Raw genomic sequence first — 18759 nt, 5'->3', positions numbered from 1 at the left:
AGACTCGGCGAGTCGCGAAAACTGTCCCCGTTGTCCACAGGCGCTTCTGTGGATTCTTTCACCTGTTGAAGCGCTGTGGATAAATCGCCGTCGCTGCGTTGACGTTGGCAAGCCCGGCGTTGCACAACCGGCGCCAGTGTCGTCACGCAGTGCTTATCCACAGCCTTGTGCGGCGGCCATTTTTGGAGACTCCCGATTTGACGACGCGGCTGCACCTGCACCTGGTCTCCGACTCGACCGGCGAAACGCTCGAGTCGGTCGCCAAGGCCGGGCTGGCGCGCTTCGAGGGGGTCGAGGCGATCAAGCATTTCTGGCCGATGGTGCGCTCCGAAGGCCATCTCGAACGCGTCCTCGACGAAGTCGCCAAGCGCCCCGGGCTGGTGCTCTACACCTTGGTCAACGGCGGCGTTCGCAACCTGCTCGAATCGCGCTGCATCGCGTTGGGACTGCCGTTCGTCTCGGCGCTCGACCCGACGATCAACGCACTGTCGCTGCTGCTCGGCCAGACCGCCACCACCCGCCCAGGCCGTCAGCACATCATGGACGCCGCCTATTTCCGCCGTGTCGATGCCATCAACTACACGATGGCGCACGATGATGGCGCCGGACAGGACGACTGGAATGAAGCCGATATCGTGCTCATCGGCGTGTCGCGATCGTCCAAAACCCCCACCTCAATCTACCTCGCCAACCGCGGCTACAAGACCGCCAACATGCCGATCGTTACACAGTCACCGCCGTCGCCCGAACTGTTCCGGCTGACTAAGCCGCTGCTCGTCGGCCTCACCACCTCGACCGACCGCCTCGTCGCCGTCCGCCGCAACCGCCTGCTGACGATGGGCCAAACCCCTGATACCGACTATGTCGACAATGATGTCGTCGCCGCCGAAGTCGCCTTCGCGCGCCGGCTGTTCGCCGACCACGATATTCCCGTCATCGATGTCACCCGCCGCTCGATCGAGGAAACCGCCGCTGCGATCATTAATCTGGTTCAGGCGCGGGAAGACCAAGAAGGCGCGAAGTGATTCAAGAGCCTCCGGCGGCCAGCTTGAAGCTGGACACATTGATTCTGGCTTCTCAGTCTTCGGCGCGGCGCGCGATGTTGAGCGCTGCCGGAGTGGCGTTCGAGGCCGTGTCGCCCAACGTTGATGAGGAGGGTATCCGTGATGCGCTGCTCGCGCGCGGCGCACCGCCACGCGACATTGCTGATGCGCTTGCCGAAACCAAGGCGGTCAAACTGTCACGGCGATTCCCAACTGCGCTCGTCCTCGGCGCCGACCAGATCCTCGTCACCGCCGACGGGCAAATCCTCGACAAACCCGGGACCCGCGACCGTGCTGCCGCGCAACTGCGCAGCTTAATGGGAAAACAACACCAGCTCGTCTCCGCCGCCGTTATCGCCCAGAACGGCGAAGCTGTCTGGCGCAAGATCGACACCGCCCGTCTGACCATGCGCCCGCTGTCCGACGCGTTTGTAGAAGGCTACCTCGACGCCGAAGCCGACCACGTCATCCACTGCGTCGGCGCCTACCGCATCGAAGCCCTCGGCGCGCAACTGTTCACGCGCGTTGCCGGTGACCATTTCACCATCCAGGGCCTGCCGCTACTCGCGGTGCTCGATTTCCTCCGCACGCGCGGCGTGTTGGCGATATGAGAAGTGTTCAAAGGGCCTCCGGCGGGCAGGGCCTTGGGCCCTGCACCCGGATTTTGCCCGTGCATCATGACCCGGCACTGGCCTATGCGGCACCAACCCAATATTCGGGTGCAGGGCCCAAGGCCCTGCCCGCCGGAGGCCCTGAATGATTCTTCCCCCCTCAGCCGGCGTTATCGGCTGGCCCGTCGCGCACTCGAAATCGCCGAGGATCCACCGCTTCTGGCTGGCCAAACTCGGACTCGACGGCGACTATAGCCGCTTCCCCGTCCACCCCGACAATCTCGGCACCGCAATCCGCGCGCTGCCCGCGCTCGGCCTTCGCGGCGTCAATGTCACGATTCCGCACAAGGTCGCGGTGATGGCGCATCTCGACCGGATCGATGCCGGCGCGGCGGCGGTGGGTGCGGTCAACACCGTGCACGCCACGGCCGACGGACTGGTCGGCTACAACACCGATGTTGCTGGCATTGCCGGGCCGATTGCGCATCTGGCGCTTGCGGGCCGGCCGGTGGTGATACTGGGTGCCGGCGGTGCAGCGCGCGCCGCTTTGGCGGTGGCACGGGAACTCGGCGGACCGGTAACACTCGTCAACCGCAGCGCTGACCGCGCGACGGCGTTGCTGGCCGAAATGCAGACCGTCGGCACGGTGCAGGTGCCCGGCACCACTCTGCCGGCGGCGGCGCTGCTGATCAACGCCACCAGCCTCGGCATGACCGGCCAACCGCCGCTCGATATCGATCTCGCGCCACTCTCGCCCGATGCCTGCGTCTTCGATTGTGTCTATGCGCCGCTCGATACGCCATTGCTAAAGGCGGCGCGCGCCCGCGGACTTGCGACGATTGACGGGCTGTCTATGCTGATTGGCCAGGCAGCGGCGGCATTTGCGCTGTTCTATGGGGCTGAAGCGCCGCGCATGCATGACGCCGAACTTCGGGCGCTGCTGACCAAATGATGCCGTCTGGCCTGCGCCTGTCGCTTGCCGTGGTTGATATCACGATGTTGGCGTATTGGTCCGTAGCGGCCCTAGCGCTGACCGGTTTCATCACCTTGCCGGCGTCGAGCATGTATCGTGGCTATGGCACGCCACTTGTCGATGCATGGAACTGGTCGTTCGCGCCGCTGGATATGTTGTTCGCGCTGACCGGACTGGCGAGCGTGCGACTGGCGGCGCGCGGTGACGCTCGCTGGCGTGGGCTGGCGATCGTGTCGCTGGCACTCACCGGCTGCGCCGGACTTATGGCGGTCAGCTTTTGGGCCTTGACCGGCGACTTCGACGTTTCATGGTGGATTCCAAATCTGTTGCTCATGGCGCTGCCGCTGTACTGGTTGCCGCGTCTCATCAGGGAGCTTGCATGATTATCATCGGTCTCACCGGCTCGATCGGCATGGGCAAATCCACCGTGGCGGCAATGTTCCGGCGGCTAGGCGTGCCGGTGTTCGATGCCGATGCGCAGGTGCACAAGCTGCAGGCGCGCGGGGGTGCGGCACTGCCGCTGATTGAGGCGGCGTTTCCGGGCACGACGTCGGACCAGGGGCTCGACCGCGCCAAGCTTGGTGCGGCGGTGTTCGGCAACAAGGAAGCGTTGAAGACGCTCGAGCGCATCATTCACCCGCTGGTCGGGCAGGCGCAGCTGGCGTTCCGGCGCCGGAATCGCCGCAAGCCGATGGTGGTGCTCGACATTCCGCTGCTGTTCGAAGGCAGCGGCTGGAAGGGCTGCGATCTGACGGTGGTGGTCTCGGCGCCGTATGAGGTGCAGCGCGAACGCGTGCTGGCACGGCCGGGGATGACGCCCGAAAAGTTCGACGCGATTATCAAGACCCAGCTGCCCGATGCCGAAAAGCGCGCGCGTGCCGATGTCGTAATCCCGACCGGCGATGGAAAAATTGCCACATGGCGCGCTGTGAAGCGCCTGGTCTCTTGCCTACAGGACCCCAAGCGCCGATATCGGGGTCTATAGTTGCCTCCAGTAGAAGATGCGCCTTGCGTGAGATTGTTTTTGACACCGAAACCACTGGCATCATGCCCGGCGACGGCCACCGCATTGTCGAAATCGGCGCGCTCGAACTGATCGACCGCGTGCCCACCGGCCGCACCTATCACACCTATATCGATCCATGCCGTTCGATGCCCAAGGACGCCGAAAACGTCCACGGCCTGTCGACGGCATTCCTGACCGGCCAGCCGATTTTCGAGGCGGTGATCGACGACTTCCTGGCGTTCATCGAGGATTCGCCGCTGGTCGCGCACAATGCCCAGTTCGACATGGCATTCCTCAATTTCGAGCTGCGCCGCGCCGGCATGAAGGAACTACCGCCGACGCGCGCCATCGACACGCTTGAGATCAGCCGCAAGAAGCATCCGGGCGCCAAGCACACGCTCGATGCGCTGTGCAACCGCTACGGGATCGACCTGTCGGCGCGCACCAAGCATGGCGCGCTGCTCGATGCCGAATTGCTGGCGCGGGTCTATGTCGAACTGACCGGTGGCCGGCAGATTGGCTTCGATCTGGCCGCAACCGCCGAGCCCGAAGCGGCGGCTGTCGAGCGGACGCTCGTTCCGGCGCGGGCACACCACGCTTCGCCCGAAGAGCTCGAGCGACACGCGGCTTTCGTCACCAAGTTGAAAGACCCGGTGTGGCTAGCATGAATTTAAGTGCTCATGCCGTAGTATAACTAGGATTTGCCCTTTGATGGGCGCATGATGTTTTCAGCCTTGGCGGTGACCCGCGAGTCTCCGCCGCAACCGTGAAGGAGAACGCAATGGAAATCCGGGTCTCAGGCCATCAGGTCGATACCGGGGCAGCGTTCCGCACGCATGTCTCGACCCGATTGAACGCGATTGCCGACAAGTATTTTTCGCGCGCCGTCGGGGCGCATGTGACGCTGTCGAATGCCCCGCAGAGCGCGTTCAACGTCGATATCGTCATGCACGTCATGTCCGACCTGATTCTGAAGGGTTCGGCGCGCGCGCCCGACGCGCATATCGCGTTCGATGCCGCCGCCGACCGCATCGAAAAGCAGCTGCGCCGCTACATGCGTCGGCTCAAGGATCGCCACGGTCCCGGCGCTGACCGCAATGGTGAGCGCGCCGCGGCCGCAGCGCTCGACAATGCCGATTATCACATCCTCCAGGCTGCGCCCGAAGAGGCCGAAGTCGATGTGGCGGACAACCCTGTTGTCATTGCCGAAACCCGCGTCGATATTCCCGATGCCAGCGTTTCGGATGCGGTGATGATGCTCGATCTGCGCAACACCGGCGCGCTGATGTTCAAGAACAGCCGTACCGGCGCGCACAACATGGTCTATCGCCGTGAAGACGGCACGATCGGCTGGGTCGAACCACGCGCCTGACACCAAGAATACCCGAAGCGGATTTAACATGATTACCGATTTGCTGCCCCCCGGGGCGGTTCTCCACGGCGTGTCGGCGGCGGACAAGCCGGCACTGCTGGCGACATTGGCCAGCCACGCCGCGCAGTTTTGCGCCATCGATGCGGCGCGCATTGCCGAAGCGGTGGATGCGCGCGAACTGCTCGGCACTACAGGCTTTGGCGGCGGCATCGCGATTCCGCACGCGCGCCTTGCCGGGCTCGATCACATGGTCGCGGTGCTGGCGACGCTTGCCACACCCGTCGACTATGGCGCGCTCGACGGTGCGCCTGTCGACCTTGTCGTGCTACTGCTCGCGCCGATTGAAGCCGGGGCCGAGCCGCTCAAGGCGCTGGCGCGCATCAGCCGGCTGTTGCGCGATGCGGCACTGGTCGAAAAGCTGCGCGCAGCGCCGTCGGCCGAGGCACTGGCGAAGCTGCTCGGCGTCGGTGTCGCGGTCCAAGACCGCGCGGCCTGACGCGACACGCGGCCGCAGACGATGACCGGGCCGCGCCTTACCGCCAAGACCTGGACCAGCGCGTTGCTGCGACGGGTGTCAGCGGCCGGCGATTTTGCCACCGTGCTCCACCGCGGCGACGATATCAGCGGGGCGGTCATCCTGATTCACCGCGCCCGCGACGGTGCCGAGACCGCGTTCCAGCGCGCCATCGCGGCCGACGGCGACTACCGCTGGCGCATCGCGGCACAGGGTGAAGCCGTCGCCGACTGGGTCAAACGCCAGCGTGGATTCGACCCCGATCTATGGGTAATTGAACTGGACACCCCCGATCCTGCACGGTTCATCGACGAACCGATCGCCTGAACTTGACCTTAACGGCGCGGTCGCTCACCTGCACATTAACGCATGCTGGCCCCTTGGGCGGGACCAGCAAGTTTAACCCAAGCGGCCCGGACTTTGTTCAGCCCAGCGCGTTTCGGCTCCCACAACATCGGGATTGATGCCGAAACCAACGCGGACAGAAAACCGGACGTGGGTAGCAGTTGAGTGAATGACCATTAAACGCCGTGTACTCGCCTTGGCTCTTGCCAGCTTTGCGCTTCTCGCCGCAGGCCAGATGCCGTCCGAACCGCAGATCAATGCGGTCGGTGATACCAATGATACCGTTTATGCCGATGTAGCTGGCACCGACCTCACTGCCGAGGATCTCGCCGCCATCGACGCCCGCACCGCGCAGCTCCGCGCCGCCGCCGTGCCGCTCGAATCCGATTCAATCGTTTCCGCCAACAACGAACCGCACTTTCGTATCGACGATGAGCCGCAGCCGGCACATTTGTCGAAGCTCGTCGCCACCACCGGTGCCGACGAAGTGCCGATCGAAATGACCGAAGACTTCAAGTGCCTCGCCACTGCAGTCTATTTCGAGTCGCGCGGTGAACCGCTCGAAGGCCAGCTCGCCGTTGCGCAGGTCATCAAGAACCGCGTCGAATCGGGCCGCTACGCCAACAGCATCTGCGGCGTGGTCTACCAGCCCGGCCAGTTCACTTTCGCCCATAACCGGTCGCCGGCGTACGGCTCGAACGACTGGAAAGTCGCCCAGGCTATCGCGCTGATCGCGCTGACCGATGGCTACCGTGACGTTGCACCCAAGGCGATGGCATTCCACGCAACGCGCGTTGCCCCCAACTGGAATGACCGCCGTCTGGTCAGCCGCATCGGGAACCACGTATTTTATAAGTAGGCGCAGCCGGCGGGAACCTCCCGCCGAACCCGCCCCGGCCTGCGCCGGGGCACAGGCTTGTGGCTTTGCTATGACGTAACCCGTCGAGCGGGTGAAGCCCCTTCCCGTTCCCCACTTGTTCTACTATTCTCGCGCGCATGGCGAGCACTCCCCCCGACATTCTCACCGCGCAAGACGTCGCGCGCGGCGTCGCGCGCTGGTTCTACGACCACAATATCGCGACGCTCACCGAAGTCCCGCTGAACAACAACCGCCGCGCCGACGTGCTCGGCCTCGGCGCCGACGGCCGCATAACGCTCGTCGAAATCAAGGTATCGATGGCCGACCTGCGCGGCGACCTCAAATGGCCCGAATATCTCGACCACTGCGACCGCTACTTCTGGGCGGTGCCGTTCGGTTTCCCGCAAGCACCCTTTGATGAACCCTGGTTCCAGCCCAACCGTGCCGGGCTGCTCGTGGCCGATCGCTGGGAAGCCGCCGCGCTGCGCGATGCCGCCTGGGTGCCGATGAACGCCGCGCGCCGCAAATCGGAAACGCTGCGGTTTGCGCGGCGGGCGGCGAGCCGGCTTTTGGGTATGGGAGAGCTTCTTTAGGGCCTCCGGCGGGCAGGCCAGCTCTTGTTCAAGATTGAGGCCTGCACCCATTTGTTTGGCGCTCTTCAATCGGGTGCAGGCCTCAGGCCTGCCCGTCGGAGGCCCTTTCTTCGCCTACTGGCAAATTCTGTAGCCGTTCTTGCGCACCAGCATATCGAGGTGGAAATGGTCGCCGTGATACACGTCCGCCCCTGGCCCGAGCACCGTCGTGAAGTCGCTGCAAGCGCCTAACCGCACGCGCTCGATAAAGCTACCGGCCACCGGCTTGCCATCGGCACCGAGCCACTGCGCCCAGCCCGCCGGCAGATCGGCGCGGGCATAGGTGAAGGACGCCATGTCGAGCGCATTGGCGCGGGCGTGCTCGCTGATCTTGGCGCCGGCGATGTGGTTGCGGCTGCGACAGACGTAGGAAGAGGCGTTGGCGATGCTGGTGACGCGCGTTGCCAACACCGACTGCGCAAGCGGTTGCAGCGTGCCCGTCACCCAATGATGCAACGCCGCCACCATCGAGCAGGTAAGCGTCGCGGCGGGTGCCAGTTTGACGCGGGCAATCGCGGTGACTTCGACCGGCGCGGGGGCGCCGCAGCTGTCGGCTGAACCGATCGGCGGCACTGGCTTGGCGGTGACATCAAGCCCGGCCAGCAAACGCGTGCAGTCGACCCGCGCAGCCAAAATGGCCTCGGCCGACCAATTGCCTGACACGCTTGGCGGCGGCGGCACCGGCGTTGTTGCCACCGCCGCCGCTGCCACAAGCGAAAGCAACGCCAAAGCTACTTCGGACTGCGCTTGGCGAGAATCCGCTGCAGCGTGCGCCGGTGCATCTTCAGCCGCCGCGCGGTTTCGGAAACGTTGCGGTCGCAAAGTTCATAGACGCGGGTGATGTGTTCCCAGCGTACGCGGTCGGCCGACATCGGCTCGGCGGGGGCTTCGGCGGTGGTGCCGGTGGCGAGCAGTGCGCCGATAATGTCTTCGGGGTCGGCGGGTTTGGCGAGATAGTCGACTGCGCCGGCCTTCACCGCAGAAACTGCAGTGGCGAGGTTGCCATAGCCGGTCAGGATGACAACGCGCGTTTCGGGCCAGCGGGCCCGCAGTTCGGCGACGAGGTCGAGACCGTTGCCATCACCCAGCCGCATATCGACAACGGCATGGCTGGGGTAGTTTTCGGCGGTAAAGCCGGCGATCGCGCTGCGCGCCTCGGCGACGCTGGCAACGGCGGTGACGGCGAAGCCGCGCCGTTCGAGCATCATCGCCAGGCGCTGGCGGAACGGCGCGTCATCGTCGACGAGCAGCAGCGGCATGCGCACAGCGGCATCGGCGGTGGCAGTCGGTTGGGCGGTGTCGGTCATGGTCATCTTCTTGGTCCTGTTGGTCGTTCAGGTCAGGGGACGTTGAGCGGTGTCGTGGCTTCGATATGGGAGCGCTGCCAGCGAATGTCGACCCGCGCGCCGCCGTGCGGGCGATTGCCGAATTCAAGGTGCGCCCCGGTGCGTTCAAGGAGCGTGGTGGCGATGAAAATGCCCAGCCCGGTGCTCCCCGACCGTGACCGCGACGGGCCGAGATACGGTTCACCTAGGTGCGGCAAAAGTTCGCGGTCGAAGCCGGCGCCATCGTCGCTGACGCGCAGCCGGATTTCGCTCGAATTGGCTTCGAGCCGGATTTCGACCTTCGATCCGGCATGGCGCACGGCGTTCGACACCAGATTGTTGAGGCCATGTAGCAGCTCAGGTGTGCGGCGCAGCCGCAGCTCGGGGGCTTGCGCGGTGTCGATGACGATGGGGACACGCGACGGCGTGACGCCATGGACGACTTCGTGCAGCAGCGCATCTATGGTCAGCAGCGGGAACGGGTCCTCGGCCTCGGCGCGGCGTGCGATGCCGACCAATATGGCACGGCTGCGTGCGGCTTCGGCCTCGAGCAGCCGCACGTCGTCGCCGAAATCGGGATCATTGCCGAGCTGTTCGACGAGTTCGTGCGCGATCAGCGTGATCGTGCCGAGCGGGCCGCCGAGTTCATGCGCTGCCGCCGCCGCAAGTGCGCCGAGTGCCGACAGCCGCGATTCGCGCTCCAATGCCGCCTGCGTGGCGATCAGCGCTTGGGCTCGCCGCCGCGATTCAGCCGATACCAGCCAGACATAGCCGGCGATGAAGATCATGCCGTTGGCGATCGCGATGAAGATGCCGAAATGGTAGATTTCGGGCATCTCGATCGGAGCGCCGCGCCACGGCAACGGCAGCGGCATCCGCGATTCGATGACCAGCACGGTCAACCCCAGCGCCATCATCAGCAGCATGGCGCGCGCCGACAGCAGCGTCGCCGAAATGGTGATCGGCACCAGCAGTAGCACCGCGAACGGATTGGTCAGGCCGCCGGTCAGGAACAGCATGATGCCGGCCTGCGCCATGTCGAACATCAGGTGGAGCAACGCCTCGCGGCCTTCGAGCCGGGCGTTGCGCGGATACAGTGTCGCCAGCCCGACATTGAGCACGGCCGCGGCGGCAATCGCCGAAATCAGCGCCGCCCAGGGCAGCGGGAACTGCAGGTAAAGCCCGACAAAGGCGATCGTCGCGAGCTGGCCGGTAATCGCGATCCAGCGCAACAACACCAGCGTCTGGACGCGCACGCCCGAACGTTCGAGCGCGTCGGCAACGAGAGAGCGCGATTTGTCCATCGCCGGGGTTATAGCGCGCCGCTTTCGCCGCGGCCATGCGACAAGGCGCGCGTGGCGCGGCCTAGAGCGACGGGCCCTGCTGCTGCGGGCTGAGTTTGCGCGCCGGCGCGTCCTTGAGCAGCTTGGCAATCGCACCGCCGCGCGGATCCTGCGCGGCATACTGGCGCGCCGAATAGCCGCTGGCGTGATCGGCGATGTCGGGGTTGGCACCGGCATCGAGCAGCATCTGCGCGGTGACCACATCGCGCCGCTGCACGGCCTTGATCAGCGCGGTTTCACCAAGGTTGTTCTGCGTATCGACGCGCGCCTTGACGATCAGCAGCACGCGCACGCCTTCGGAAAAGCCCGAAATTGCCGCGAGCAGAATTGGTGCATTGCCGTCGTTATCGCGCAGATTGGGGTCAGCACCGGCCTGCAGCAGGAAGCCCATCCATGGCAGGTCGCTGCGCTTGACGACGATGATCAGCGGCGTTTCCCCGGTGTCGCGGTCGCGGGCATTGACGACGGTAGTCCCCGGCTTGTCGATGATTTCACGCGCCTTGGCGACGTCCTTGTCGGTCACCGCCTTGAGGAACGTGTAAGAGTCCGAAAACTGTGCGGAAGCCGGCGCTGCGGCCACCACCAGCATCAGCGCGACTGTAAGCCGCCTCCAGATAATCGACATTCGAGCCTGTCCAACCTATGAAACCTTGCACGCACCTATACTAGCCAGAGCAACCGCCGATGAACAGCCGCACATGAGCAAGCAACGCCTGTCGTTCAAGACAGCGGCTATCGTGCTGCTGCTACTCTGCGCGCTTGGCGGTCTGGTGCTGTGGGCGGTGCAGTCGCCGCGCGCGCCGGCGGGCCCGCTGGCCGGCGCGCAGATCGGCGGACCGTTCACGCTGGTCGACCAGAACGGCCGCACCGTCACCGAAAAGGACTTCGCCGGCCGCTACATGCTGGTCTATTTCGGCTACACTTTCTGCCCCGATGTCTGCCCGCTCGATGTCCAGAAGCTGGCGACAGCGATGCGGACGTTCGAGAAGCAAGACCCCACCCGCGCTGCACAGGTCGTGCCGGTGTTCATCACCGTCGATCCCGAGCGCGATAAGACGCCGGTGCTCAAGGAATTCGTCACGGCGTTCCACCCGCGGCTCGTCGGGCTTGGCGGCAGCGTCGCGCAGGTCGACGCCGCCAAAAAGGCCTTCCGCGTCTATGCCAAAAAGGCCGGCCCTGAAGGTAGCAAGGACTATCTGGTTGATCACACCGCGATGATCTATCTGATGGGCCCCGACGGCGCGCCGATCAGCTTTACCGACCATACCGGCACCGCTGACCAGATCTCTGCCGACCTCGATAAATATGTCCGCTGATACGCCAAAGCCGTTCTGGGAAACCAAGACGCTGCGCGAAATGGACCGCCGCGAATGGGAAAGCCTGTGCGACGGCTGCGGCAAATGCTGCGTCCACAAGCTCGAGGACGAGGAAACCGGCGAACTCCACGCTACCAACGTCGCCTGCCGCTTGCTCAACCGGCGGACGGGGCAATGCAGCGACTACCGCAATCGTCGCGCTCACGTCCCCGAATGCGTGCGGCTGACGCCTGAAAAGGTCGAAACGCTCGACTGGCTGCCCGACAGCTGTGCCTATCTGCGACTGCAGCGTGGCCAGGGCCTCGCTGACTGGCACCCGTTGGTCAGTGGCGACCCCGAATCGGTGCACCGCGCCGGCATCTCGGTGCGCGGCTGGACGATTAGCGAAGACGACGCCGGTCCGCTCGAAGATCACATCATCGAGCCGGGGCGCTAACCCCATGTTCGGGTTGTTCCGCCGCAAGACTCCCGACGCGGTCCCCGATATCGACATTGGCGGCCGCCAGGTCGCCGTCGCGGTCGTCCGCAACGCCCGTGCGCGGCGTATATCGCTGCGTGCCGATGCGGTCCACGGCGTCGTCCGGCTGACGTTGCCGCCGCGCGCGCCGATTCGCGAAGGACTGGCGTTACTCGATGCGCAACGCGGCTGGATCGCGGCGCGCGTCACCAGCTGGCCGCGGCCGCAGCCGTTCGTGCCGGGTGCCCGAATTCCGTTCGAAGGCGGCGAAATGCTGCTCGACTGGCACGAAGATCATCCGCGCGGTGTGCGACGCATGGACACAGTCTTGCGCGTGGGCGGCCCATTATCAACGCTCTCCGGCCGCACGACGCGCTGGCTGCGTGCGCAGGCGCTCGACCGGCTCGAACCCGAAACCCGCGCACTCGCCGCCGCTGCTGGCAAGTCCGTCAGCGCAGTCAGCGTGCGCGATCCGGCGTCGCGCTGGGGCAGTTGCTCGTCGACCGGCGTCATAACTTACAGCTGGCGGTTGATCTTGGCGCCGGCGTGGATCCGCCAGAGCGTCGTCGCGCACGAAGTCGCACACCTCGTCCACCACAACCACGGCCCCGACTTCTGGGCACTGGCGCGGTCGCTCGCCGATGTCGATCCCGGCACGTCGCGGCGCTGGCTGACGGCGCATGGGGCGGCATTGCACTGGGTCGGAAGGACCTCCGGCGGGCAGGCCTGAGGCTCTTAAATCTTCAGGGCAGCAGCGCCCGCACTTCGGGGCTGTTCCATTCGAGCGGCCGCGCCACGCGCCAGACTTCCTTGCCTGCGGCGTCGTACAGGATCGACACTGGCAGTCCCTTGGCGCCGACGGCGATCGCAAAGTTGTTGGGCTGGTCGAGATAGGGTGTCAGCTTGGAAAACGCGTCGGGCTTGAAGCGCTTGTCGACGGCTTTCCAGCCTTCCATGTCCTGCGAAATCGGCAGCACGGTCAGCTGGTCGGTCTTGGCGATGGCGAGCGCGTTGAGCGCCGGCAGTTCGGCGACGCAGGGTGCGCACCAGCTTGCCCACAGATTGACCAGCACCGGCGTACCGCCGAAATCGGACATATGCTTGATGGCGCCGCCGCGGCCTTCGAACGCAAATGTCGGCGCCGGCGTGCCTGCGTGGCTGCGATCGACTGCGACGGTGGAGGCGGCGCTGGCTTGCGGGGTGCCGGCCTTTGCCGTATCGGCGTTGCCATCCGTTGCCGGGGTGCTAGCCCCGCAGGCCTGAAGCGAAACTGTCAGCAGGAGCGTTGCGATTACGACGCGCACATCAAAGTCCAATCAATTGTGGGGCGGCCGCTTCGGGGCGGGCCCGTCTGCCGTGATGCGCGACATTAACGCATCCATCGGCTTCGACAAGCGGCTGTGGCAACAAGACCTTGCGGGCTCCAAGGCACATGCCGCGATGCTTGGTCGCCAGGGCATTGTCGCGACCGCGGATATCGAGGCGATTCTGGCCGGGCTCGAGCAGATCGAAGCCGAATATGCCGCCGGTGGGCTGGTCGAGGATGCGGCACTCGAAGACATCCACATGCACGTCGAAACGCGGCTGGCCGAGCTGATCGGTCCTGCCGCCGGCCGACTGCACACCGCGCGCTCGCGCAACGACCAGGTCGCGACCGACTTCCGGCTGTGGGTGCGTGACGCGGTCGATGCCATCGACGCCGGGCTCGGCGCGTTTGAAGCGGCGCTTCTGGCGCGCGCCGAGGAACATGCCGACAGTGTCATGCCTGGCTTCACACATCTGCAGGTCGCGCAGCCGGTGACACTGGGCCATCACCTGCTCGCCTATGTCGAAATGACGCGGCGCGACCGCAGCCGCTTTGCCGATGCCCGTGCGCGGATGAACGAATGTCCGCTGGGGTCGGCAGCGCTCGCCGGGACCAGCTTCCCGCTCGACCGTGCGTCGGTGGCGTCGGCACTGGGATTCGACCGGCCGACGGCGAACTCGCTCGATAGCGTTTCGGACCGCGACTTCGCGCTCGAATTCCTCAGTTGCGTGGTGATGACCGGGCTGCATCTGTCGCGGTTGGCCGAGGAAATCATCATCTGGGCGAGCCAGATGTTCGGCTTCGTCAAATTGCCCGATGCGTTTTCGACGGGCTCGTCGATTATGCCGCAGAAGCGCAATCCCGACGCCGCCGAACTGGTGCGCGGCCATTCGGGGCGGCTGCTCGGCTGCCTGACTGCGCTCAACGTGACGATGAAGGGCCTGCCACTGGCGTACTCAAAGGACATGCAGGACGACAAGCCGCCGGTGTTCGAAGCCTATGATTTGCTGGCACTCAGCATCGCCGCGATGACCGGCATGGTCGAAACTTTGAGCTTCGACACGGCGCGGATGCGCGCGGCCGCCGCACAGGGATATTCGACGGCGACCGACCTCGCCGACTGGCTGGTCCGCGTCGCCGACGTGCCGTTCCGCGAGGCGCACCACATCACCGGCCGCGCCGTAAAGGCCGCTGAAACCGCCGGCTGCTTGCTTGCCGACCTCCCGCTCGAAACGCTGGTGGCTATCGATGCGCGCATCGACAAGCGCGTCTACGAAGTGCTCAGCGTCGAGGCTTCGGTCGCCAGCCGCACCAGCCTGGGCGGTACCGCGCCGGCCAATGTCCGTGCGCGCATCGCTGCACTGCGCGGCGCATGATGCGTTACGCGCCGCTTCTCGCGCTGCTGCTGCTTGGCGCGTGCGGCCTCAAGGGCCCGCTCGAACCAGTACCGCCGGCGGCGATGCCGGTGGCGCAGCGCGGCCAGACAGTGGCACCGACGCCGGCGCAGATGCTCGTCGTGCCGGTGCAGGCGGCGCCGCAGCGCGTCGATGATCCGGTCAAGAAATCCGAAGAGCGGCCTGATGACCGCTTCAACCTGCCACCGCAATAGCCATGGACCATTTCGAACCCAGAGGCGGCGTGTTGCACGCCGAGGGCGTTGCGCTCGACAAGCTCGCGGCAGCCGTCGGTACGCCCTTCTATTGTTATTCTACCGCGACGCTTGAACGCCACTACCGCGTTTTTGTCGAAGCGCTGGCGCAGGTCGATTCAACCGAGCCGCCGCTGGTCGCCTATGCGGTCAAGGCCAACCCCAACCTCAGCGTCATCGCCACGCTGGCGCGCGCCGGTGCGGGCGCCGATGTCGTGTCGGGCGGTGAAATGCGCCGCGCGCTTGCGGCCGGCGTGCCCGCGAACCGCATCGTGTTTTCGGGCGTCGGCAAGACCCGCGACGAAATGGCGGCGGCGCTGGCGGCGGGCATCTACCAGTTCAATGTCGAATCCGAAGAGGAACTGGCGACGCTCGGCGCGGTGGCGAGCGCACTCGGCCATGTCGCGCCGGTGGCGCTGCGAATCAACCCCGGCGTCGATGCATTGACGCATGCCAAGATCTCGACCGGCAAGGACGAGAACAAGTTCGGCATCCCGCTGGCGCGTGCCGAAGCCGCCTATGCGTTGGCTGCGACGACCCCCGGCATCCGCGCCATGGGCATCAGCGCTCACATCGGCAGCCAGTTGACACAGCTTGCACCGCTCGAAGCAACCTTTGCGCGGTTGGGCGACCTGGTGACGCGGCTGCGCGCCGCTGGGCAAAGCGTCGAACGCGTCGATCTCGGTGGCGGACTCGGTATCCCCTACAAGCGTGATGAACCCGCGCCGCCCAGCCCCGCCGATTATGGTGCGATGGTCGCCAAAGCGACGCGCGGCTGGAACGTCCGGCTGATGTTCGAGCCCGGCCGGATGATCGTCGGCAACGCCGGCATCATGGTGACCCGCGTCATCCTGACCAAGACCGGCGCTGCAAAGCGCTTCGTTGTCGTTGATGCGGCGATGAACGATTTGCTGCGCCCCGCGTTCTACAGCGCATGGCACGACATCCTTGCGATCGCGCCGCGTGCCGGCGAAATGACGGCGACGGTCGTCGGGCCGATCTGCGAAACCGGCGATACCTTTGCCGAAGACCGCGTGCTGACCCCGCTGCAAGCCGGCGATCTGGTGGCGTTCATGACCGCCGGTGCCTATGGCGCGACGATGGCCTCGACCTACAACTCGCGGCCGCTGGTCCCCGAAGTGCTGGTCGACGGCGACAGCTATGCCGTCGTGCGGCCGCGTCTCGATATTGACGCATTGCTTGCGTTAGATGTGATTGCCCCCTGGTTGAAACCACAAGCCAACGAGAGCTGACCAATGATCAAGCCTGTTCGAACCGCTGTTTTCCCGGTCGGTGGGATGGGCACGCGCTTCCTGCCCGCGACCAAGGTGGTGCCCAAGGAAATGCTCCCCGTCGTCGATCGGCCGCTGCTGCAGTACGCCGTCGATGAAGCGCTCGAAGCGGGTATCGAACATTTCGTCTTCATCACCGCACGCGGCAAGGGCGCGTTGGAAGACTATTTCGACATCGCCGGCGAGCTGGTCAACAGCCTGACCGCCAGCGGCAAGACCGCAATGCTGGCGACGCTCGACGGCACGCAGCTGGTCCCCGGCGCCATCGCCTACATCCGTCAGCAGGCGCCGCTCGGGCTCGGCCATGCCGTCTGGTGCGCGCGCAACATCGTCGGCAATGAACCGTTCGCGGTGCTGCTTGCCGATGACCTGATGCACAGCAAGGTCAGCTGTTTGAAGCAAATGGTCGATGCCTATGCCAAGGTCGGCGGTAACGTCATCGCCGTCGAGGAAGTCCCGCACGAACGCACCGGCAGCTACGGCATCGTCACGCCGGGCAAGCGCGACGGCCGGATGACCGAGGTGCTGGGCCTCGTCGAAAAGCCGAAACCCGATGTCGCGCCGTCGAATCTTGCCGTCATCGGCCGCTACATCCTGCAGCCTGAAGTCATGACCATCCTCGGCGAGCATCGCAAAGGCGCCGGCGGCGAAATCCAGCTCACCGACGCGATGGCGCAGTTGATCGGCAAGCAGCCGTTTCATGGCTACACCTTCGACGGCGTCCGCCACGACTGCGGCGACAAGGCCGGGCATATCATCGCCAACATCGCGCTGGCACTCGAACGCGACGATGTCGGGCCGGCGGTGCGCGCCTATATCGATGGGCTGGCCAACGGCTAATCATGCCCGCGTAATTATGGTATGATCCCCAAGCTCCGGCATGGAGCCAGCATAACAGGGGAATTGCCATGATTGCCCGTTACCTCGTTGCCGCCGTTGTTGCGGCCGCAGCGCCCGCCATGGCGCAGATCGAGACTTTCGAACTCTTGCCGACACCGGCTTCGGGCCATTTCCGCGACTATGTTATTAGCGCCGTCGGCGGCACGCTGGAGTTTGCCACAGTCAGCGGGCTCGATGTCAACGTCCGCTACGAATACGACCCGAGCGTACCCGATATTTTCTTCTACAGCATCGAGAACGACGTCGACTGCGATTCGCTCGGCGGCCATTGCAGCTATGATTTCCGCCGGATGGTGACGACGCCGACGCAATTTTTCTTCTCGGTCTATGTGCCCGCCAGCTTCGACCGCTGCGACATCGCCAAGGCGGCCTACGCCGATTACGGCGACCTTTGCGCGAGCTATTCTGATTTGCTGTACGGCCAAGCCTATATCACTTCGAGCGATGGCAGCACCGCGACGCTGCAAGTGCTGCGTGAAGGCGCGGTGCCTGAACCGGCAAGCTGGGCACTGATGATTGCCGGCTTCGGCATGACCGGTGCTGCGCTGCGCCGCCGACATTATCGCACGGCCTGAACGCGCGCGCTTTGGCGCGACACCGAACTGCTGCTAAGCATGGGGCCATGGAAGCCCTGCCGATCTTCGTGCGCCTTGCCGGACAGCCGGTACTGTTGGTCGGCGACGGCGAGGCCGCGGAGGCCAAGGCGCGGCTGATCGAAGCTGCGGGCGGCAGCATCGTGCGCGATGTCGCGTCCGGCGTGCGGCTGGCGTTTGTCGCGCTCGATGACGAAGCCGCCGCAGCCGCCGCTGCGGGCGAACTCAAAGCCGCAGGCCTGCTGGTCAATGTCGTCGACCGGCCCGCGCTTTGCGATTTTACCGTGCCCGCCATCGTCGATCGTTCGCCGGTGCTCGTCGCCATCGGCACCGGTGGCGCATCGGCAACGCTCGCCAAGGCGTTGCGTGAACGCTTTGAGGCGCTGCTGCCAGCAACACTCGGCGATCTGGCGCGGGCAATTCGCGGCGCCCGCGGCGCCGTCACGACACGCCACCCCACGCCCGCCGACCGGCGCCGGTTCTGGGACGCCGCGCTCGCGCCAGGTGGCCGGCTCGATCCGTTCGCGGCAGCGGGCGACGCCGATGCGGCGGTCGCGGCGGCAGTTGCCGGCACAGCGGCTGACGGTGGTGCGACGCTCGTCATCATTGAGCTCGCCTCCGCCGACCCCGATGACCTGACCTTGCGCCAGTTGCGCCACCTCAACCAGGCCGACACACTGTTCCACGGCCCGGGCGTCACCCCGGCGATTCTCGACCGCGCGCGCCGCGATGCCATCCGCGTCTGCGGCGAACCGCCAGCCGACTTGCCGCCCGGGCGGAGCATCTGGCTGCGTTAACGTCGTAAACGCCGCAACTGCGCGCCGCCGCCGCCGTCAATGGTGGAGCAGGAGGAGGCGTCGCATGGATCTATCGGGTCAGGAACATTTCGTTATCGGCGGTGCCAGTGACCGCCGTGCGACACCCGAACGACTGACCAGCGACGAACTCGCCTATGTTGCTGGCGAGCGGCTGCTGCTCAGCGCCAGCCGGCTGCTGCAACGCGCCGATGTCGCGTGCGTCGATATCGAATTGCGCGACGGCGGCCATGTGTCCGGCGTGCGCTTCATCCGGGTCGACGTCCCCATCGCGCTGACCGCGTCGCGTCGTGGCGGCCATGACCAGAGCATCGCGCTCGACCGCGTCATCGGCATCCGGACGATCATGGCGAGTGCACAGGGGCTAGGATAAGGGCCTCCGGCGGGCAGGGACTCGTCCCTGCACCCG

General features: G+C 65.5%; 26 protein-coding genes. 21 read left to right on the top strand and 5 right to left on the bottom strand.

The window, feature by feature from the left end; translation table 11 throughout:
* Window positions 1-182: 182 nt before the first annotated feature.
* The 11 genes from EUV02_RS14800 to EUV02_RS14750 all read left to right on the top strand — a co-directional run bounded on the left by EUV02_RS14800 (window position 183) and on the right by EUV02_RS14750 (window position 7316).
* Entirely contained in the window at window positions 183-1025 is an 843-nt protein-coding gene (locus EUV02_RS14800) for a pyruvate, water dikinase regulatory protein (protein ID WP_243445935.1), read from the top strand.
* Between the two features lie 29 nt (window positions 1026-1054).
* Window positions 1055-1654 carry a Maf family protein gene (locus tag EUV02_RS14795; protein ID WP_135247207.1) on the top strand — a complete coding sequence of 200 codons (600 nt, stop codon included), beginning with the start codon at window positions 1055-1057 and terminating at the stop codon, window positions 1652-1654.
* A 145-nt stretch (window positions 1655-1799) separates the two neighbouring features.
* Window positions 1800-2606: a shikimate dehydrogenase gene (aroE, locus tag EUV02_RS14790; RefSeq protein ID WP_135247080.1), complete on the top strand. Its 807-nt coding sequence runs from the start codon at window positions 1800-1802 to the stop codon at window positions 2604-2606.
* Entirely contained in the window at window positions 2603-3010 is a 408-nt protein-coding gene (locus EUV02_RS14785; RefSeq protein ID WP_135247079.1) for a DUF5360 family protein, read from the top strand. Before aroE ends, EUV02_RS14785 begins: the two co-directional genes overlap by 4 nt.
* Complete coding sequence (gene coaE / locus EUV02_RS14780; RefSeq protein ID WP_135247078.1) at window positions 3007-3612, top strand: dephospho-CoA kinase; 606 nt, start codon at window positions 3007-3009, stop codon at window positions 3610-3612. The genes EUV02_RS14785 and coaE overlap by 4 nt, the downstream gene beginning before the upstream one ends.
* Window positions 3613-3635: 23 nt before the next feature.
* Complete coding sequence (dnaQ, locus tag EUV02_RS14775; RefSeq protein ID WP_135247077.1) at window positions 3636-4301, top strand: DNA polymerase III subunit epsilon; 666 nt, start codon at window positions 3636-3638, stop codon at window positions 4299-4301.
* A gap of 113 nt (window positions 4302-4414) precedes the next feature.
* A complete protein-coding gene (gene hpf, locus EUV02_RS14770; protein WP_135247076.1) occupies window positions 4415-5005 on the top strand; it encodes a ribosome hibernation-promoting factor, HPF/YfiA family in 591 nt (196 codons plus the stop codon).
* Window positions 5006-5033: 28 nt separating this feature from the next.
* Window positions 5034-5501 carry a PTS sugar transporter subunit IIA gene (locus EUV02_RS14765; RefSeq protein ID WP_135247075.1) on the top strand — a complete coding sequence of 156 codons (468 nt, stop codon included), beginning with the start codon at window positions 5034-5036 and terminating at the stop codon, window positions 5499-5501.
* Window positions 5502-5522: 21 nt separating this feature from the next.
* Complete coding sequence (locus EUV02_RS14760) at window positions 5523-5846, top strand: DUF1491 family protein (protein WP_135247074.1); 324 nt, start codon at window positions 5523-5525, stop codon at window positions 5844-5846.
* Between the two features lie 187 nt (window positions 5847-6033).
* Window positions 6034-6723, top strand: coding sequence for a cell wall hydrolase (locus tag EUV02_RS14755; RefSeq protein WP_135247073.1), 690 nt, complete (start codon window positions 6034-6036; stop codon window positions 6721-6723).
* Window positions 6724-6860: 137 nt separating this feature from the next.
* On the top strand, window positions 6861-7316 hold the full coding sequence (locus EUV02_RS14750; protein WP_135247072.1) for an MmcB family DNA repair protein: 456 nt from the start codon (window positions 6861-6863) through the stop codon (window positions 7314-7316).
* 114 nt (window positions 7317-7430) lie between these two features.
* Here EUV02_RS14750 and EUV02_RS14745 read toward each other — a convergent pair whose 3' ends face one another.
* The 4 genes from EUV02_RS14745 to EUV02_RS14730 all read right to left on the bottom strand — a co-directional run bounded on the left by EUV02_RS14745 (window position 7431) and on the right by EUV02_RS14730 (window position 10648).
* Complete coding sequence (locus tag EUV02_RS14745; RefSeq protein WP_166430649.1) at window positions 7431-8084, bottom strand: extensin-like domain-containing protein; 654 nt, start codon at window positions 8082-8084, stop codon at window positions 7431-7433.
* Between the two features lie 2 nt (window positions 8085-8086).
* Window positions 8087-8662: an ActR/PrrA/RegA family redox response regulator transcription factor gene (locus EUV02_RS14740; protein WP_243445933.1), complete on the bottom strand. Its 576-nt coding sequence runs from the start codon at window positions 8660-8662 to the stop codon at window positions 8087-8089.
* A gap of 32 nt (window positions 8663-8694) precedes the next feature.
* Window positions 8695-9984 (bottom strand): ActS/PrrB/RegB family redox-sensitive histidine kinase, encoded by a 1290-nt coding sequence (locus EUV02_RS14735; RefSeq protein ID WP_135247069.1) that lies wholly within the window; start codon window positions 9982-9984, stop codon window positions 8695-8697.
* Between the two features lie 61 nt (window positions 9985-10045).
* Window positions 10046-10648, bottom strand: coding sequence for an ankyrin repeat domain-containing protein (locus EUV02_RS14730; protein ID WP_135247068.1), 603 nt, complete (start codon window positions 10646-10648; stop codon window positions 10046-10048).
* A 73-nt stretch (window positions 10649-10721) separates the two neighbouring features.
* Between EUV02_RS14730 and EUV02_RS14725 the strand changes: the two genes are divergently transcribed.
* From EUV02_RS14725 to EUV02_RS14715, 3 genes are read left to right on the top strand one after another with little or no spacing between them, the layout of a single operon-like run.
* Window positions 10722-11339: an SCO family protein gene (locus tag EUV02_RS14725; RefSeq protein ID WP_135247067.1), complete on the top strand. Its 618-nt coding sequence runs from the start codon at window positions 10722-10724 to the stop codon at window positions 11337-11339.
* Window positions 11329-11775, top strand: coding sequence for a YcgN family cysteine cluster protein (locus tag EUV02_RS14720; protein WP_135247066.1), 447 nt, complete (start codon window positions 11329-11331; stop codon window positions 11773-11775). Before EUV02_RS14725 ends, EUV02_RS14720 begins: the two co-directional genes overlap by 11 nt.
* Window positions 11776-11779: 4 nt before the next feature.
* Window positions 11780-12526: a M48 family metallopeptidase gene (locus EUV02_RS14715; protein WP_135247065.1), complete on the top strand. Its 747-nt coding sequence runs from the start codon at window positions 11780-11782 to the stop codon at window positions 12524-12526.
* A 13-nt stretch (window positions 12527-12539) separates the two neighbouring features.
* Here EUV02_RS14715 and EUV02_RS14710 read toward each other — a convergent pair whose 3' ends face one another.
* On the bottom strand, window positions 12540-13100 hold the full coding sequence (locus EUV02_RS14710) for a TlpA family protein disulfide reductase (protein ID WP_166430648.1): 561 nt from the start codon (window positions 13098-13100) through the stop codon (window positions 12540-12542).
* 16 nt (window positions 13101-13116) lie between these two features.
* Between EUV02_RS14710 and argH the strand changes: the two genes are divergently transcribed.
* From argH to EUV02_RS14675, 7 genes are all read left to right on the top strand, one after another.
* The gene (argH, locus tag EUV02_RS14705; protein ID WP_135247063.1) at window positions 13117-14478 is read left to right on the top strand and encodes an argininosuccinate lyase; all 1362 of its coding nucleotides are present in this window, start codon (window positions 13117-13119) and stop codon (window positions 14476-14478) included.
* Window positions 14475-14711, top strand: a complete 237-nt coding sequence (locus EUV02_RS14700) for a lipoprotein (protein ID WP_135247062.1) — start codon at window positions 14475-14477, stop codon at window positions 14709-14711. Before argH ends, EUV02_RS14700 begins: the two co-directional genes overlap by 4 nt.
* Window positions 14712-14713: 2 nt before the next feature.
* The gene (lysA, locus tag EUV02_RS14695; protein WP_135247061.1) at window positions 14714-16003 is read left to right on the top strand and encodes a diaminopimelate decarboxylase; all 1290 of its coding nucleotides are present in this window, start codon (window positions 14714-14716) and stop codon (window positions 16001-16003) included.
* A 3-nt stretch (window positions 16004-16006) separates the two neighbouring features.
* Window positions 16007-16882: a UTP--glucose-1-phosphate uridylyltransferase gene (locus tag EUV02_RS14690; protein WP_207790210.1), complete on the top strand. Its 876-nt coding sequence runs from the start codon at window positions 16007-16009 to the stop codon at window positions 16880-16882.
* Between the two features lie 68 nt (window positions 16883-16950).
* Window positions 16951-17517 carry a PEPxxWA-CTERM sorting domain-containing protein gene (locus tag EUV02_RS15980; protein ID WP_243445932.1) on the top strand — a complete coding sequence of 189 codons (567 nt, stop codon included), beginning with the start codon at window positions 16951-16953 and terminating at the stop codon, window positions 17515-17517.
* A gap of 47 nt (window positions 17518-17564) precedes the next feature.
* Entirely contained in the window at window positions 17565-18332 is a 768-nt protein-coding gene (locus EUV02_RS14680; protein WP_135247060.1) for a precorrin-2 dehydrogenase/sirohydrochlorin ferrochelatase family protein, read from the top strand.
* 64 nt (window positions 18333-18396) lie between these two features.
* Window positions 18397-18723, top strand: coding sequence for a hypothetical protein (locus EUV02_RS14675; RefSeq protein ID WP_135247059.1), 327 nt, complete (start codon window positions 18397-18399; stop codon window positions 18721-18723).
* The last annotated feature ends 36 nt before the right edge of the window (window positions 18724-18759 follow it).

Origin of the sequence: Glacieibacterium arshaanense, from assembly GCF_004681125.1 — a bacterium.
Taxonomy (GTDB): Bacteria; Pseudomonadota; Alphaproteobacteria; order Sphingomonadales; family Sphingomonadaceae; genus Polymorphobacter_A; species Polymorphobacter_A arshaanense.
Note: the sequence above shows the minus strand (reverse complement) of the source record. Positions and strands in the feature narration are given on the sequence as shown.

Coding starts and splice junctions, on each gene's coding strand:
- aroE (WP_135247080.1), top strand. CDS start 1,800: ATGATTCTTCCCCCCTCAGCCGGCGTTATCGGCTGGCCCGTCGCGCAC.
- EUV02_RS14785 (WP_135247079.1), top strand. CDS start 2,603: ATGATGCCGTCTGGCCTGCGCCTGTCGCTTGCCGTGGTTGATATCACG.
- coaE (WP_135247078.1), top strand. CDS start 3,007: ATGATTATCATCGGTCTCACCGGCTCGATCGGCATGGGCAAATCCACC.
- hpf (WP_135247076.1), top strand. CDS start 4,415: ATGGAAATCCGGGTCTCAGGCCATCAGGTCGATACCGGGGCAGCGTTC.
- EUV02_RS14765 (WP_135247075.1), top strand. CDS start 5,034: ATGATTACCGATTTGCTGCCCCCCGGGGCGGTTCTCCACGGCGTGTCG.
- EUV02_RS14760 (WP_135247074.1), top strand. CDS start 5,523: ATGACCGGGCCGCGCCTTACCGCCAAGACCTGGACCAGCGCGTTGCTG.
- EUV02_RS14755 (WP_135247073.1), top strand. CDS start 6,034: ATGACCATTAAACGCCGTGTACTCGCCTTGGCTCTTGCCAGCTTTGCG.
- EUV02_RS14750 (WP_135247072.1), top strand. CDS start 6,861: ATGGCGAGCACTCCCCCCGACATTCTCACCGCGCAAGACGTCGCGCGC.
- EUV02_RS14740 (WP_243445933.1), bottom strand. CDS start 8,662: ATGACCGACACCGCCCAACCGACTGCCACCGCCGATGCCGCTGTGCGC.
- EUV02_RS14735 (WP_135247069.1), bottom strand. CDS start 9,984: ATGGACAAATCGCGCTCTCTCGTTGCCGACGCGCTCGAACGTTCGGGC.
- EUV02_RS14730 (WP_135247068.1), bottom strand. CDS start 10,648: ATGTCGATTATCTGGAGGCGGCTTACAGTCGCGCTGATGCTGGTGGTG.
- EUV02_RS14725 (WP_135247067.1), top strand. CDS start 10,722: ATGAGCAAGCAACGCCTGTCGTTCAAGACAGCGGCTATCGTGCTGCTG.
- EUV02_RS14720 (WP_135247066.1), top strand. CDS start 11,329: ATGTCCGCTGATACGCCAAAGCCGTTCTGGGAAACCAAGACGCTGCGC.
- EUV02_RS14715 (WP_135247065.1), top strand. CDS start 11,780: ATGTTCGGGTTGTTCCGCCGCAAGACTCCCGACGCGGTCCCCGATATC.
- EUV02_RS14700 (WP_135247062.1), top strand. CDS start 14,475: ATGATGCGTTACGCGCCGCTTCTCGCGCTGCTGCTGCTTGGCGCGTGC.
- lysA (WP_135247061.1), top strand. CDS start 14,714: ATGGACCATTTCGAACCCAGAGGCGGCGTGTTGCACGCCGAGGGCGTT.
- EUV02_RS14690 (WP_207790210.1), top strand. CDS start 16,007: ATGATCAAGCCTGTTCGAACCGCTGTTTTCCCGGTCGGTGGGATGGGC.
- EUV02_RS15980 (WP_243445932.1), top strand. CDS start 16,951: ATGATTGCCCGTTACCTCGTTGCCGCCGTTGTTGCGGCCGCAGCGCCC.
- EUV02_RS14680 (WP_135247060.1), top strand. CDS start 17,565: ATGGAAGCCCTGCCGATCTTCGTGCGCCTTGCCGGACAGCCGGTACTG.
- EUV02_RS14675 (WP_135247059.1), top strand. CDS start 18,397: ATGGATCTATCGGGTCAGGAACATTTCGTTATCGGCGGTGCCAGTGAC.